Source organism: Streptomyces sp. NPDC005576 (genome assembly GCF_042871745.1).
In the GTDB taxonomy this organism is placed as follows: Bacteria; Actinomycetota; Actinomycetes; order Streptomycetales; family Streptomycetaceae; genus Streptomyces.
Genome location: NZ_JBIAJC010000021.1, coordinates 31,861 through 46,957, shown reverse-complemented (window position 1 = coordinate 46,957; position 15,097 = coordinate 31,861). Strand labels below are relative to the sequence as shown.

Below are 15,097 nucleotides of genomic sequence, written 5' to 3'. Positions count from 1 at the left end.
CGTTCCGCTCAGACGAGCCCACCCCGAAGGAGATCCTCCGTGCACCTCCGCATGCGCAGAACCGCGGTCGCCGCCGCGTTGGCACTCGCCGCCGCTCTCTCGACCGCCACCGGTACCGCCGTGGCGGACAACGCGCCCGACTCCGCCCCTGCGGCCGGTTCCACCGCCCGTGCCGAGTACTTCCCCGACCCCGCGGGCGAGGGCCGGCACGTCCAGGTGCCCGCGGAGTCGCCGTACGCGGCCTCCGGCCCGGCGGAGTCACCGGCGGAGTCCTCGGCAGCGCGTTCCGCCGACGCCACGACGGCCGCGGACGGCGCGGTCACCGTCCTCTCCCGGACCGGCCCGAGCAGCGCCCGCATGGACGTGACGATCATCGGGGACGGCTACACCGCCGCCGAGCAGGACGACTTCCTCGCCGACGCACGCGCCCGGTGGGCGGAGGTCACCGCCGTCGAGCCGTACCGGAGCTACACGGGTCTCTTCAACGTGTGGGCGGTCGGGGCCGTTTCGGCCGAATCGGGCATCTCCGGCGACCCTTCGGCCGACGTGGTGAAGAACACCGCGCTCGGCTCGTACTTCTGGTGCTCCAGCACCGAACGGCTCATCTGCGTGGACCTCGACAAGGTCAAGACGTACGCAGCCAAGGCCCCTGCCACCGATCTCGTCGTCGTCGTCTCCAATTCGGCCAAGTACGGCGGCGCGGGCTACTCGGAGCTCGGTTCCGGCTACCCCTTCGCCGGAGTCTCCACCCTCTCGTCCGACAACAGCCGGTCCAGTCTGATCGCCGCGCACGAGATAGGCCACTCGATCGGCCTGCTCGCCGACGAGTACACGTACGACAGCTACGGCACGTACACCGGAGCCGAGCCCGTCGAACCCAACTCCACCGTCCGTACGGCCGCGCAGCTGGCGTCCGCCCGGACCAAGTGGTACCGCTGGCTCGGCGAGACCGACCCCTCGGGCGGCACCGTCGGTACGTACACGGGCAGTTCGTACTATCCGTTGGGTGTCCACCGGCCTACCGCCGGCTCCCTGATGCGGTCGCTCTCCACGGACAAGTTCAACCTGCCGGGCCGGGAGGCCATGATCAGCGGCTTCTACCGGTACGCCTCACCCCTCACCGCGGACGCCACGGACGCCCCGGTGAAGCGCGGCCAGTCGGTCACCGTGAGCCTCGCCACGCTCGCCGCCGGACTCTCCGAGCTCGACCTCCGGTGGTACGTCGACGGAACCGAGGCCGTCCAGGCGCGCGGGCGGACGACGGTGGTACCACGCCGGCTCGGCGTCCCCGCGGACGGACGCGCCCACACCCTCACGGCGCGTGTCACCGACACGACGGCCTCACTGCGCGACCCGAAGGCGAAGACCGCCGCGACCGACTCCCTGAGCTGGTCGGTGATTCGCTGATCCGGGTGCGAGGCCGCTCCCCTCGGTATCGCCAGGTCGAAGCGGAGCAGATAGCCGCGGGTGGGGTGCCGGCACGCCGACCCGAGGCCGCTCGTCGCACGGCTGCTGGCCGCCGGGCAGCTCGGCGAGGCCGCGGTCACCGTGCACGACGGCCGGAAGGTCTTCCGCGGCTACGCCGCGATCCGCCACCCCGAGGACCCCTTCGACGACACCAGCGGCGTGGGCGCCGGACGGCGGCTGCTCTTCCAGGAGGTTCCCGAGGAGAAGTCCGGCAAGAACCGTCTGCACATCGACATCCACGGCGAACCCGGCGGCCGCAGCCAGCTGGTGGAGCGGCTCGAGGGCCTCGGCGCCGCCCCGGTCCGCGAGGTCGGCCAGGGGCCGCCCGGACACTGGTGGCTCATGCGGGCCCCGGAGGGCAACGAGTTCTGCGCGGCGTGAGGCGCCCGGGCGGGCTCGGCCCCGCCCGGCACCGTGCCCGCCCGTCGGGGTCACCGCGACGGCCTGGGAGGACGCACCGGTCGAATGGCAGACTGGCCGCGCGTATTCCATGCCGAGGGGGCCACCGTGCCGATGATCCGTTCCATCCGCCGGGCGATGAGCCGTGCGGTCCGCCGCACGGTCGACCTGAGTCACCCGGCCCGTTCCCCGCTCGGCAGTTCGGTCGTGAACTGCGTGTCGTACGAGGACGGGATACGGCAGCCAGTGGCCGGCTCACCCGAAGAGGCGCTGAGCCGGGTCCGCCGCACCGGGCGGGGTTTCGTCTGGCTCGGCCTCCACGAGCCGGGCGAGGAGGAACTGGCGCGCGTGGCCGAGCTGTTCGACCTTCATCCGGTGGCGGTCGAGAGTGCGGTGCGCGGGCACCAGCGCCCGAAGGTGGAGTCCTACGGCAAGGGGCTGTTCGCCGTCTTCCGGACGTGCGACTACGTCGACCACGAGCAGTTCACCGCCGCCAGCGACGTGGTGAACACCGGCGAGCTGATGGTCTTCACCGGGGACGACTTCGTGATCACGGTCCGGCACGGCAGCCACGGCTCGCTCGGCCCGTTGCGCGAGGCCCTGGAGGCCGACTCGGACCGGCTGCGGCAGGGGCCGTCCGCCGTGCTGCACGCCGTCGCGGATTCGGTGGTCGACGACTACGCGGAGGTCGCCGACTCCGTGCGGCACGACATCGACGCGGTGGAGGCCGCCGTGTTCAGCGTGGACGCCGGCCGCGGCGAGGCGGGCAGGATCTATCAACTGAAGCGCGAGCTCCTGGAGTTCAGGCGGGCGGTCACCCCGCTCGACCGCCCGCTGCACACCCTCGCCACCCGGCCCATGCCGACCGTGACCCCGGAGATACAGCCGTACTTCCGCGACGTCGCGGGCCATCTGACCAGGCTGACCGAGCAGATGGCGTCCTTCGACTCGCTGCTCGACTCGGTGCTCCAGGCCCATCTGGCCCAGGTCGCGGTCGGGCAGAACGAGGACATGCGCAAGATCACCGCGTGGGCCGCGATAGTCGCCGTGCCGACGATGGTGTGCGGAATGTACGGGATGAACTTCTCGCACATGCCGGAGCTCCGGTGGACCTACGGATACCCGTTCGCACTGGGGCTGATGGCCCTGGCGTGCTACGCGATCCACCGGGGCTTCCGGCGCAACGGCTGGCTCTGAGCGCCCGCCTGCGCGGAGGGCCGATGCCTCTTAAGCGGCGTCGGCGCCCGTGAGGATCGACTCGACGAGGGCGAGTTCGTCCGCGTCGAAGTCCAGGTTGCGGCTGGCCTCCACGCTGTTCTCCAGCTGGGCGACACTGCTCGCGCCCACCAGCGCCGAAGTGACCCGGCCACCGCGCAGCACCCAGGAGAGCGCCAGCTGGGCCAGCGACTGGCCCCGCTCCTTGGCCACCGCGTCGAGCGCCCGCAGCTTCTCGACCAAGGCGGGGGTGACGGCGTCCGGCGTCAGGAACGGGCTGGAGCCCGCCGCCCGCGAACCCTCCGGGATGCCGTCGAGGTAGCGGTCGGAGAGCATGCCCTGGGCGAGCGGGGAGTACGCGATGGAACCGGCGCCGATCTCGTCCAGTGCGTCCAGGAGGCCGTCCTCCACCCAGCGGTCCAGCATCGAGTAGCGGGGCTGGTGGATCAGGAGCGGGGTGCCCAGGTCCTTGAGGATGGCCGCGGCCTCGCGGGTCTGCTCCGGCGAGTAGTTGGAGATGCCGGCGTAGAGCGCCCGGCCGGAGCGGACGGCGGTGTCGAGCGCCCCCATCGTCTCCTCCATCGGGGTGTCCGGGTCGGGCCGGTGGGAGTAGAAGATGTCGACGTACTCCAGGCCCATCCGGCCGAGGCTCTGGTCGAGCGAGGAGAGCAGGTTCTTGCGCGAGCCCCACTCGCCGTACGGGCCCGGGCCCATCAGGTAACCGGCCTTGGTGGAGATGATCAGCTCGTCACGGAGCCCGGCGAAGTCGGTCGCCAGCGAGCGTCCGAGGCTGATCTCGGCGGAGCCGGGCGGCGGGCCGTAGTTGTTCGCCAGGTCGAAGTGGGTGACGCCGAGGTCGAACGCCCGGCGCAGGATGGCGGCCTGCGTGTCCGGCGTCCGGTCGCCCCCGAAGTTGTGCCACAGACCGAGGGAGAGCGCGGGCAGCAGGAGGCCACTGCGTCCGGTGCGCCGGTAGGGCATGGCGGAGTAGCGGTCGGCGGACGGAAGGTACATACGAAAGGCTCCGCGAGGTCGTCGGACGGGGCACTCCGGTCCGGAGTGCCGGGGGCTCACTCCACGGCGGGTATCCGCTGAGGGGGTCCGCCTCCAGGCTGACGGAGAATGATCCAGCAGTCCAACGGGAAACAGCTCTGGCATTCATCGTTTAGATTCATCAATCATGGAATTGCGTCAGCTGGAGCACTTCGTCACCGTCGCGGAGGAGCAGCACTTCACCCGGGCCGCCGAGCGTCTCGCCGTCTCCCAGTCGGGTCTGTCGGCGTCCGTGCGGGCGCTGGAGCAAGAGCTGCGGACGCCGCTGTTCAGCCGGACGACCCGGTCGGTGCGGCTCACGGAGGCGGGCCGTGCGCTGCTGGTGGAGGCGGTGCGAACGCTCGCCGGAGCGCGTGCGGCACGGGACGCGGTGGACGCCGTACGGGGTCTGCTGCGCGGCACGCTGACGGTGGGGGTCGAGCAGTGCGTGGCGGGGGTCAGTCCGGCGCGGCTGCTGGCGGCCTTCCACCGCGAACACCCGCACATGGAGATCCGGCTCCGCCAGGAGGGCACGATGAGCCTGCTGGACGGGGTGGCGGACGGGCGGCTCGACCTGGCGTTCGCGGCGACGGTGAGCCCGCTGGAGTGGCGCGGGGAGCTGATTCCGCTGGCGACCGAGGAGATGGTGGTGCTGTGCGCGGCCGGGCACCGGTTCGCCGGGCGGCCCGGGGTCGATTGGGGCGCGCTGCCCGAGGAGTCGTTCATCGACTTCCACCCGGACTGGGGTCCCCGGCGGGCCGCCGACGCCGCGTTCGCCGCCGCCGGGGTGCGCCGGACGGTGGCGCTGGAGGTGAACGACGTGCACAGCCTGCTGGAGCTGGTCCAGGAGGGGCTCGGCATCGCGGTCGTCCCGCGCCACTTCGCGCGCAAGCCGGAAGCGGCCCTGCTGGTGGCCCTGGACCTGGTGGCGCCGGAGGCGTCCGGCCGGGGGGCCGGGGCGCGACCGGCGCGGTACGAGAGTGTGGTGGTGCTCCCTCCGCAGCGGGCGACCAGTCCGGGGGCGCGGGCGCTGGTGGCCCTGGTGACGTCGGAGCGGGAGCGGGGCGGGGAGTAGGGGCCGCCCCGCCCGTCGGGCCCTCCCCGCCCGTCGGGCCCTCCCCGGCCGTCAGTCCTCGTGGCCCAGCTGCAGGTCGCGCTCGGTCCGGCCGCCGCCGGCGACCTGGAGCACGGTGGCCACCGGCGGGTAGCCGGCCGCGATCACGGTGTACTCGCCGGTCGAGAGGTCCACGAAGCGGAACGCTCCGTCCGGGCCGGTGGTGAGGGTGTCGACCACGTTGCCCGCGGCGTCGAGCAGGGTGACCCGGGCGTCCTCGACGAGCCTCCCGCCGGAGGCGCGTACGACGCCGCGCAGCACCGCGCCACCGGCCAGCTCGATGTCCTGGCGGGTCTCGCGGGCGGCCTGCACGCTGACCGGGAGCGCGGCCGGGCGGAAGGCAGCGGCACCGGCGGCGAGGGTGTACTCGCCCGCGACCAGTTCCCCGATGACGTAACCGCCCTCGTGGCCGGTCCGGGTGGAGGAGACCACCTCGCCGCGTACGTCGGTGAGGGTGACGGTGGCGTCGCGGACCGGGGCGCCGTCCGGGGTGAGGACCCGCCCTGCGAGGCGGCCCGCGCCGCCGAGGACGATGTCGAGCGAGACCGGCCGTTCGCCGACGGTGACGCTGACGGCCTGCGGCTGGTGCCCTCCCGCGGCGGCGATCAGCACGTATGAACCGGAGCCGGGCACGCTCAGCGCGTACCGCCCGTCCCCGTCGCTGGCGCCCCGGCCGACCTGGTGCCCCTGGATGTCGATGAGGGTGAGCGCCGCCCGGGACACGGTGGTGCCGTCCTGGTGCTGGACGCGGCCGCGTACCGGCACGCCGCCCACGTGGGCGACAGCGACGGAAGCCGGGGCGGGTACGGGCACGGGTACGGCGACAGGAGCCGGGCCGGGAACGGGGACGGTACGGGCGGCGGGGATCTCGGCGGGCTCGACGGCGGCTTCGGGGCTGTGGTGGGACACCAGCGGTTTCTCCTTGAGGAAGAAGGCGAGGGCGAGACCGGTCAGCAGGACCGGCACCAGGTAGAGGAAGATCCGCGGCATCGCGTCCACGTACGCCTGGATGTACGCGTCGCGCAGCGCCGGATCCAGCGTGCGGATCAGCTGCGGGGTGACGGACGTCGCGTCGGGCAGCCCCGCCCCGACGGGCAGACGGACCTCCAGGGCGTCCGCGAGGCGCCCGGCGAACAGGGTGCCGAAGATCGCCGCTCCGACGCTGCCGCCGATCTGCCGGAAGTAGTTGTTGGCGCTGGTGGCGGTGCCGAGGTCGGTGGGGCGTACGGAGTTCTGCACCGCGAGCACCAGTACCGGCATGACGAGCCCGATCCCGATGCCGAGCACGGCCTGGGCGAGGCTGTATTCCAGCCGGGAGGTGCCCAGCTCCAGCCGGGAGAGCAGCCACATGCCGACCGCCGACAGGGCGCTTCCCACGATGGGGTGGATCCGGTAGTGGCCGGAGCGGGAGATCATCTGGCCGGAGACGATGGAGGCACCCACGATGCCGCCCATCATGGGGAGCATGAGCAGCCCGGATGCGGTGGCGCTCACGCCGTCGACCATCTGGAGGTAGGTCGGCAGGTAGCTCGCCGCACCGAACAGCGCCACGCCGATGACAGCGCCGACGAGTCCGCTGACGTTGAACACGGAGTCGCGGAAGAGCCGCAGCGGAATGATCGGTTCTGCCGCGCGCGCCTCGACGGCGACGAAGAGGGCTGCGGTGACGACCGCCCCGGCAGCGAGAGCCAGGATGGTCCGCGATCCCCAGGCGTACTCGGTACCGCCCCAACTGGTCAGCAGGACCAGGCAGGTGGAGGCGAGGGCGAGCAGCGCGGCGCCCAGCACGTCGAGCTTCGGGCGGATCTTCGGCCGGGGGAGCTTCAGTACGACGGCGATGACGGCGAGGGTCGCCAGCCCGAACGGCACGTTGATGTAGAAGCACCAGCGCCAGGAGACATGGTCGGTGAAGAATCCGCCGAGCAGTGGTCCGGCCACGGACGCCAGTCCGAAGACCCCGCCGATGAGCCCCATGTACCGGCCCCGCTGCCGGGGCGGGACGATGTCCGCGATGATCGCCTGGACGCCGATCATCAGTCCGCCACCGCCGATGCCCTGGAGGGCCCGGAAGGCGATCAGCTGGTCCATGGTGCGCGACCAGCCGGCGAGGGCCGAGCCGACGACGAACACGATGATGGCGAACTGGAAGACGCCCTTGCGTCCGAAGAGGTCGCCGAGTTTGCCGTAGAGCGGCAGCACGATCGTGGAGGCGAGCAGATAGGCGGTGACCGCCCAGGACATCTTGTCGAGTCCGTGCAGCTCACCGACGATCTTCGGCAGCGCGGTGGCCACGATCATCTGGTCGAGGGCGGCGAGCAGCATCGTGAGCATCAGCCCGATGAAGACCGTCCGCACCTGACGGGCCTGCACCTCGCCGTCCGCCGCCGGGGCGCCGTCCTCCGTCGGCTCGCCGGACACGGCGGGCGGCGCCTCCCGGGGTCCGGGTGGCCCGGCCCGGACGGGCAGCTCCTGGGTCGGGGTGTCGTCGGGAGGGAGGACGGGCGGGCGCCCGGGTTCGTCCTCCCGGTCCCCCGACCCGTCCGGTCCGCCCTCGACCAGCGTGCTGCCACCCACCACGGAACGCTCCCCTCGTCGCACTGCGCCGCACATTTCTCGCATCGCGCGGCAAGGCAGGGCAAACGGCTCCGAGGGGAGCGGACGGCGTGCGTGGGGACGTATCCGCCGGTGAGAGCGGCGTGGGGCGCACAGAAGGTTGCCTGGGAAAACCACTCGTTCCGGTGAGGCGGCCGGGGCGCCGATTGCCGGGCGGGCCCGGGGGAACGGGACCGGCGCGCGGACGGTGGCGGTGGGCCCACCGTCCGGCGACGGAATCTACTTCGCGGTCTTCTCGACCTCGGTGGCGAGGTTCTGGAGCAGCTCGTCGTAGATGCGGGCGAGTCCCTTGGGGGCGAAGGTCCGCTCGAAGAAGCCTCCGATGCCGCCGGCACCGTTCCAGACGGTGGAGACGACCGCCTTGGAGCGGCCCTCCCCGGCGGGGGTGACGGTCCAGGTGGTGACCATGGAGGAGTTGCGGTCCTTCTCGACCAGCGAGCCGTCGGTCGGCTCGGTCACCTCCAGGAGGCAGTCTCGCACCCGCTTGCTGGTGGCCTGGAGCTTCCAGTGGACGAGGGTGCCTTCACCGTCGCCGCCTTCGCGGACCTCGTACTCGCTGAAGTGTCCGGGCAGCACCTTGCCCCGGACCTCCTTGTAGTCGGCCAGCGCGTCGAAAACCGTCTCCGCGTCCGCCGCGATGGTCCGCTCCGTGGTGGCTTCGACCTGCGCCATGGCTGTTCCTCCAGCACTCGGTTGATGGGGGGCGGGTCGAGCCAACCACCCCGGGCGGGTCCGCTCAAAATCGGGGCGGTGAACCTGCGGCCGGGGATCCCCCTCATGACCGGCCAAGCCCCGGCCCGAAACCGTCCGGACACCCTCCAGAGGTGAGCTCCGCACGATCAAGGGAACATTTGTTCTATTGTCGGACTCGAGCCACCGAGGAGGTGCCGATGCGCTGGGACCACCTGGCCGAGAACGCCGCGAACGCTGCGAACGCCGATGAGGCCGCTGCCGCCGTGGACGCCGGAGACACCGCCGCCGGCCCGGATGCCGGACCTGCGACCGCGAGCAGGCCGCGGGCCGCCGCCCTCTTCGCCGCGGAAGCGGTGACGAGCCGTACCTTCGACACTCCGGAATTCCGCGGCATGACCTTCCACGAGATCCGGGCGCGCTCGCTCGTGAACCGGGTGCCCGGGGCCTCCCGGATGCCGTTCGAGTGGACGCTCAACCCGTACCGGGGATGCAGCCACGCGTGCGTCTACTGCTTCGCCCGTAAGACCCACAGCTATCTGGACCTGGACACCGGGGCCGGTTTCGACTCCCAGATCGTCGTCAAGATCAACGCTGTGGAGCTGCTCCGGCGCGAACTGGCCTCACCCCGCTGGCGCGGGGACCACCTCGCCATGGGCACCAACGTCGACTGCTACCAGCGCGCGGAGGGCCGGTACCGCCTGATGCCCGGGATCATCGGTGCCCTGCGCGACCGCGCCAACCCGTTCTCCATCCTGACCAAGGGCACGCTGATCCTCCGCGATCTGGATCTGCTGCGCCAGGCCGCCGAGGTGACCGACGTCGGGGTCTCCGTTTCGGTGGGGTTCGTCGACCGCGAGCTCTGGCGCACGGTGGAACCCGGTACCCCGGCCCCCGAACGCCGGCTGGACGCCGTACGCACCCTGACCGACGCGGGCATCGGGTGTGCGGTCCTGATGGCTCCCGTGATCCCGTTCCTCGGGGACCGCCCCGCGCAGCTTCGGGCCACGGTCCGGGCGATCGCCGAGGCGGGTGCCACCTCGGTCACCCCGCTGGTGCTGCACCTGCGTCCGGGCGCCCGCGAGTGGTTCATGGAGTGGCTGGGCCGCCACCACCCGCACCTCGTCGCGCGGTACGAGCGGATGTACGCGGGCGGCTCGTACGCCCCTACCTGGTACCAGCGGCAGATCACCCGGCAGGTCCACGAGATCGCCGCCGAGTTCGGCATCGGCCCGCCCACCCGGGGCGCCGCCCGGAAGATCGCACCGCCGGCCGGCTCCGCGACCGGGGCGGCCCCGGGCCCCACCCAGCTCACGCTCCTCTGAGCCGGGCCCGGAGCGGACCCCGGCCAGGGCGGGTCCGCGTCCGGGCGTGACGCCGGACCGTCCGCCCGTACGGGTCAACTCCGCCCGCGCCGCGTCCCTCCCCCGCCGATCGCGGGGAGCATCCGGCCGAGGCTGCGCCCCCCGCAGCCGCGATCCCTCGCCCCGGGAGGCCGTATGACGAACCGTGCAGGAATCCTGATCGCCGCGAGTGCGGTGGTCGCCGGTCTGGTGACCGGCGCGCCCGCTCCGGCGACAGCCGACACCGGCGCCGCCCCCACACCCCTGAAGTGGACCTCGTGCGCGACGGACGCCCGGCCCACGCTGCAGTGCGCCACCGTCCGGGCCCCGCTCGACCACGCCCACCCCGACGGCCGCCGGGTCACGCTCGCGCTGACCCGCGTCCCGCACACCGCGAAGACCTTCCAGGGCCCGCTGCTGGTCAACCCGGGCGGCCCCGGCGGCAGCGGACTGAATCTGGCCGGTTTCGTGTCCACGGCGCTGCCCGCGAAGGTCGCCGCGAGTTACGACGTGATCGGCTTCGATCCGCGCGGCGTCGGGAAGAGCACCCCGCGACTCGACTGCGTGCCGGGCTACTTCGAGCCGGTGCGCCCCGGATCGGTACCCGGGTCCCCCGCCGCCGAACGGGCCCTCCGCGACCGGGCCGCCTCGTTCGCCGCGGCCTGCGGAGACACGCACGGCGACCTGCTGCCGTACATGGACACCGTGAGCGCGGCCCATGACCTGGACGTGATCCGCGAGGCCCTCGGCGCCCGGCGGATCAACTACTTCGGCTACTCCTACGGCACCTACCTCGGCGCGGTCTACGCCCAGCTCCACCCGGAGCGCGTGCGGCGGTTCGTGCTCGACTCCGTCGTGGACCCCGAGGGCGTCTGGTACGAGGACAACATCGCCCAGGACTACGCGTTCGACGCCCGCCACAAGGCCTTCGCCGCGTGGGTGGCGAAGAACGACGCGACCTACCACCTCGGTACGGACCCCGCCGCCGTCGAGTCGGCCTGGTACCGGATGCGGGCGGCGGTCGCCGAGAAGCCGGCCGGTGGCAAGGTCGGACCCGGGGAGCTCGAGGACACCTTTCTGCCGGGCGGCTACTACAACGGCTACTGGCCCCACCTCGCCGAGGCGTTCGCGTCGTACGTGAACGACGCCGACGACAAGGCGCTCCTCGCCGCCTACGAACGGTTCGGTGAGGCGGGCGACGACAGCAACGGCTACTCCGTCTACACGGCGGTCCAGTGCCGCGACGCCGCCTGGCCCCGGGACTGGAGCACCTGGCGCAACGACGCGCGGGCGGTGGACGCTAAGGCGCCCTTCATCACCTGGAACAACACCTGGTACAACGCGCCGTGCGCGAGCTGGCCGGTGGAGCCGCTCGCCCCGGTCCGGATCTCGAACGACGCGGTGCCGCCGGTGCTCCTCTTCCAGGCGACCGAGGACGCGGCCACGCCGTACGAGGGCGGCCTGAGCGCGCACCGCAGGATCAGGGGTTCCCGTCTGGTCGTGGAGCAGGGCGGCGGGAACCACGGCATCACCCTGAGCGGCAACACCTGCCTCGACACGTACCTGTCGGAGTACCTCGCCACCGGCGCCGTACCGGCCGCGGGCGACGGCGAGCACCCGGACGCGGTCTGCGCGGCGCGGCCGGATCCGGAACCGCTGCCCGCCGGGAGGGCGTTGCGCGCGACCGACAGCGGGACCACCTCGGGCAACGGCGGCGGAACCCTGCACGGGCTGCTCGGCTTCCGGGGCTGATCCGCGGGCGGGCCCGGCGGAAGTCCCCTGCGGGGTGTGCTCCAGGATGGCCGTCATGACGACACGGCACACCCCCGCGCCCGCTCCGGGCCCGTACCTGCGCGAGATGACCGACGAGGACTGCGAGGCGGTCGCGGCGATACGGGTGCGCGGCTGGCAGTCCGCGTACCGCGGGCTGCTGCCGCAGGCGTATCTGGACGCGATGGACGTCGGCCGGGAGACCGAGACCCGCCGCAAGCGGCTCGCCGGGGGCGGCGCGGTGAACCTGGTGGCGGTGAGCGGGCCGCCCGGTTCACCGGCGGCGGAGGTCGTCGGCTGGGCCTGTTACGGCGCCTACCGCGAGGACGACGGGCGCCGGACCGAGGGCGGTGAGCTGTACACGCTCTACGTACGGCCCGACCGCACGGGAGCCGGCACGGGGGGCGCCCTGCTCGCCGAAATCATGGGCCGGGCGGCGGCGGACGGGTTCCCGACCCTGGCGCTCTGGGTGCTGCGGGAGAACACCGGGGCGCGCCGCTTCTACGAGCGCGCGGGGTTCGCTCCGGACGGGGCGGAGGAGGACTTCGAGGCGGGTGGCCTGATGGTTCCCGAGGTCCGGTACGTCCGGGCCCTCACCCCGCCGGCAGCCGGCTGAGGGCGTCGGCGGCGGCGCCCGAGAGCCTGGGATGGTGCAGCGCGGACTCCAGGACGGGCCGGGCCCGGCCGTCGCCGAGCTGCCCGAGCCCTTCCACGCACGCCAGCGCCACCGTCCAGTGCGGCACCTCGGGCGCGAGCAGTCCCTCCAGTGCGGTGATCAGCGCGGAAGCCGACTCCGGGGCGCGCAGGGTGGTCAGCAGCCGCACGGGGTGGAGGGCGTACGCGGAGCGCAGGGGGTTGGTGGCGAGCGCGGCGGCCGCGCGGGGCGTGCGCGGGTCGTCCAGTTCGGCGAGCGCGTGGGCGGCACAGGCGCCGCGCTCGGGGTCACGGTGGTTGAGCAGCAGCACCAGCGCCTCGAAGGCGCGGCGGTCCCCGGCGCAGCCGAGCCGGAAGGCGGCGAGTTCCCGGCACCAGAGGGGGCGTCCGGATTCGACGAGCGCCCGGGCGAGTTCCGCCGGGTCTGCGGTGGCGGCGAGCCGCGCGCACTCCGCCTCCCCCGCCGGGCCGGCTTCCTCCCGCAGCCGGGCCGTGAGCGACTCGGTGAGCGACTCGGCAAGCAGATCCGTGGCCGACCCGGTGAGCGGCTGTGTGAGCGCTCGCGACTCCTCGTCCATGACGCTCAGCGTATCCACGGACACGTTCCGTGCGGGGGGTGCGGGCATTCGCACACAGGGTCATATGTGGTCCAGAGCACAAGGGTTCCGGGCTGGCGCGCTCGTTACCCGCCGGTTACTCTCATGTGAGCGGGGCACACTCCCCGCAGACTCCGGTGGCCTGGTGACGCAGCCATCCGGAGTGCATGTCGGTTCGGCGGCCCTCGCGAGAAGCGAAAGCCCCGTGTGACGCGACCCGGGACAGGGTCCGTCCCCTCTCCGGGCCCGGGACGTGTGTCCCGCGGTCCGGCCCCGTACACCTCGACACGCCTTCCGCACGCGCGCGTTCCTCCGCCCCTCGTGCGCGCCGTGCTCCCTCACAGTCGTCACTCACCCTGGAGTCCCGTGATGGACACCCCGTTCACCACCATCGCCGTCGTCGGCCTCGGCACCATGGGCACCGGCATAGCCGAAGTCCTGGCCCGTGCCGGACGCGAGGTCATCGGCATCGACATCGACCCGGCGGCGGCCCGTCGGGCGGTCGCCTCACTGGAGGCTTCCACCGCCCGCGCCGTGCGCCGGGAGCGCCTCACCGAGCGGGAACGCGACGACGCCCTCGGCCGTTTCCGTACCTTCTCCGACCTGTCGGCCGCCGCCGACGCCGAACTGGTCATCGAAGTGGTGCCGGAGTCCTACGAGATCAAGCAGCAGGTGATCCGGGAGCTGGACGCGGTCGTGGCGCCGGGCACGATCCTGGCGACCGGGACCAACGCCCTGTCCGTGACCCGGCTGGCCGCCGAGTCGCAGCGCCCCGAGCGGGTGCTCGGGCTCCACTTCTTCAACCCGGCACCGGCGATGAAGCTCGTGGAGGTGGTCTCCTCGGTGCTGACCGCCCCGCCCGCCGTGGAGGCGGTCACCCGGCTGGCGCGCGAGCTGGGCAAGGAGCCGGTCGCGGTCGGCGACCGCCCGGGATTCGTCGCGGACGGACTGCTCTTCGGTTACCTCAACCAGGCCGCCGCCATGTACGAGGCGAACTACGCCTCCCGCGAGGACATCGACGCCGCGATGCGGCTCGGCTGCGGGCTCCCGATGGGGCCGCTGGCGCTGCTCGACCTGATCGGCATCGACACCGCCCGCACGGTGCTGGAGGCCATGTACGCGGCCTCGCACGACCGGCTGCACGCCCCCGCCCCCGTCCTCGGCCAGCTCAGCGAGGCCGGGCTGACCGGCCGCAAGGCGGGCCGCGGCTTCTACTCGTACGCGGCGCCGGGCAGTCAGGACGTGGTTCCGGACGCGCTCACGCCGGTCGGGGGGACGCCCGGTGTCACCGGGCGCAAGGTCACCGGCGTCGGGGTGGCGGGTTCGGGCACCATGGCGTCCGGCATCGCCGAGGTCTTCGCGAAGGCCGGGTACGCGGTGGTGCTCGCCGCCCGGACCCCGGAGAAGGCGGACGCCGCCAAGGGCCGGATCGCCAGGTCCCTCGACCGCTCGGTCACCAAGGGGCGGCTGACCTCCGAGGCCCGGGACGAGACGCTCGCCCGGATCACGCCGGCCGGCTCGCTGGACGCGTTCGCCGACGTCGATCTCGCCGTGGAGGCGGTCGCCGAGGATCTGCTCGTCAAGCAGCAGCTCTTCGCGACCCTCGACAAGGTCTGCAAGCCGGGCGCGGTGCTCGCCACCACGACCTCCTCGCTGCCGGTGGTCTCCGTCGCGCGCGCGACGTCCCGCCCCCAGGACGTGGTGGGCATGCACTTCTTCAACCCCGCACCCGCGATGAAGCTCGTCGAGGTGGTCCGCACCGTGCTGACCGCCGACGACGTGCACGCCACCGTGCGGGAGGTCTGCGTGAAGGTGCGCAAGCACCCGGTGGACTGCGGCGACCGGGCCGGTTTCATCGTGAACGCGCTGCTCTTCCCTTACCTCAACAACGCGATCAAGATGGTGGGAGAGCACTACGCGACGCTGGACGACATCGACGCCGCGATGAAGCTCGGCGGCGGCTATCCGATGGGTCCGTTCGAACTGCTGGACGTGGTCGGGCTGGACGTCTCCCTGGCCATCGAGAAGGTGCTGCACCAGGAGTTCCGCGATCCCGGTCTGGCGCCGGCACCGCTGCTGGAGCACCTGGTCGCGGCGGGGTGCCTGGGCCGGAAGACGGGGCGCGGCTTCCGCGAGCACGCCCGGCGCTGATCTTGGCACCTCCGGTCGGTGGGTGGCCCGCTCCGCGGCTGCCCGCCGGCCGT

At 72.7% G+C, this 15,097-nt stretch carries 12 protein-coding genes; 8 read left to right on the top strand and 4 right to left on the bottom strand.

Going from position 1 to position 15,097, the window contains the following annotated elements; all coding sequences use genetic code 11:
* Positions 1 to 39 precede the first annotated feature (39 nt).
* From ACFYPN_RS30100 to ACFYPN_RS30090, 3 genes are all read left to right on the top strand, one after another.
* Entirely contained in the window at positions 40 to 1,407 is a 1,368-nt protein-coding gene (locus ACFYPN_RS30100) for a M64 family metallopeptidase (protein ID WP_358762097.1), read from the top strand.
* 60 nt (positions 1,408 to 1,467) lie between these two features.
* A complete protein-coding gene (locus tag ACFYPN_RS30095; protein WP_358762095.1) occupies positions 1,468 to 1,848 on the top strand; it encodes a VOC family protein in 381 nt (126 codons plus the stop codon).
* A 132-nt stretch (positions 1,849 to 1,980) separates the two neighbouring features.
* Entirely contained in the window at positions 1,981 to 3,063 is a 1,083-nt protein-coding gene (locus ACFYPN_RS30090; protein WP_358762167.1) for a magnesium and cobalt transport protein CorA, read from the top strand.
* A gap of 30 nt (positions 3,064 to 3,093) precedes the next feature.
* On the opposite strand, the gene ACFYPN_RS30085 is transcribed toward ACFYPN_RS30090, so the two are convergent.
* Positions 3,094 to 4,095: an aldo/keto reductase gene (locus ACFYPN_RS30085; RefSeq protein WP_358762093.1), complete on the bottom strand. Its 1,002-nt coding sequence runs from the start codon at positions 4,093 to 4,095 to the stop codon at positions 3,094 to 3,096.
* A gap of 166 nt (positions 4,096 to 4,261) precedes the next feature.
* Between ACFYPN_RS30085 and ACFYPN_RS30080 the strand changes: the two genes are divergently transcribed.
* Positions 4,262 to 5,188, top strand: coding sequence for a LysR family transcriptional regulator (locus tag ACFYPN_RS30080; protein ID WP_358762091.1), 927 nt, complete (start codon positions 4,262 to 4,264; stop codon positions 5,186 to 5,188).
* Between the two features lie 51 nt (positions 5,189 to 5,239).
* On the opposite strand, the gene ACFYPN_RS30075 is transcribed toward ACFYPN_RS30080, so the two are convergent.
* Positions 5,240 to 7,804 carry a DHA2 family efflux MFS transporter permease subunit gene (locus tag ACFYPN_RS30075; RefSeq protein ID WP_358762089.1) on the bottom strand — a complete coding sequence of 855 codons (2,565 nt, stop codon included), beginning with the start codon at positions 7,802 to 7,804 and terminating at the stop codon, positions 5,240 to 5,242.
* 255 nt (positions 7,805 to 8,059) lie between these two features.
* Positions 8,060 to 8,512: an SRPBCC family protein gene (locus ACFYPN_RS30070; protein WP_358762087.1), complete on the bottom strand. Its 453-nt coding sequence runs from the start codon at positions 8,510 to 8,512 to the stop codon at positions 8,060 to 8,062.
* 218 nt (positions 8,513 to 8,730) lie between these two features.
* On the opposite strand from ACFYPN_RS30070, the gene ACFYPN_RS30065 reads away from it, so the two are divergent.
* The 3 genes from ACFYPN_RS30065 (at position 8,731) to ACFYPN_RS30055 (ending at position 12,259) form a co-directional block, all read left to right on the top strand.
* Positions 8,731 to 9,855, top strand: a complete 1,125-nt coding sequence (locus ACFYPN_RS30065; RefSeq protein WP_358762085.1) for an Rv2578c family radical SAM protein — start codon at positions 8,731 to 8,733, stop codon at positions 9,853 to 9,855.
* Between the two features lie 174 nt (positions 9,856 to 10,029).
* Positions 10,030 to 11,625 carry an alpha/beta hydrolase gene (locus ACFYPN_RS30060; protein ID WP_358762083.1) on the top strand — a complete coding sequence of 532 codons (1,596 nt, stop codon included), beginning with the start codon at positions 10,030 to 10,032 and terminating at the stop codon, positions 11,623 to 11,625.
* Between the two features lie 55 nt (positions 11,626 to 11,680).
* Positions 11,681 to 12,259: a GNAT family N-acetyltransferase gene (locus tag ACFYPN_RS30055; protein WP_389302614.1), complete on the top strand. Its 579-nt coding sequence runs from the start codon at positions 11,681 to 11,683 to the stop codon at positions 12,257 to 12,259.
* On the opposite strand, the gene ACFYPN_RS30050 is transcribed toward ACFYPN_RS30055, so the two are convergent.
* Positions 12,237 to 12,899 (bottom strand): HEAT repeat domain-containing protein, encoded by a 663-nt coding sequence (locus ACFYPN_RS30050; RefSeq protein ID WP_389302694.1) that lies wholly within the window; start codon positions 12,897 to 12,899, stop codon positions 12,237 to 12,239. The two genes, ACFYPN_RS30055 and ACFYPN_RS30050, sit on opposite strands and share 23 nt — an antisense overlap.
* A gap of 363 nt (positions 12,900 to 13,262) precedes the next feature.
* Here ACFYPN_RS30050 and ACFYPN_RS30045 point away from each other — a divergent pair, with 363 nt between their 5' ends.
* Positions 13,263 to 15,044 carry a 3-hydroxyacyl-CoA dehydrogenase family protein gene (locus ACFYPN_RS30045; RefSeq protein ID WP_389302611.1) on the top strand — a complete coding sequence of 594 codons (1,782 nt, stop codon included), beginning with the start codon at positions 13,263 to 13,265 and terminating at the stop codon, positions 15,042 to 15,044.
* The last annotated feature ends 53 nt before the right edge of the window (positions 15,045 to 15,097 follow it).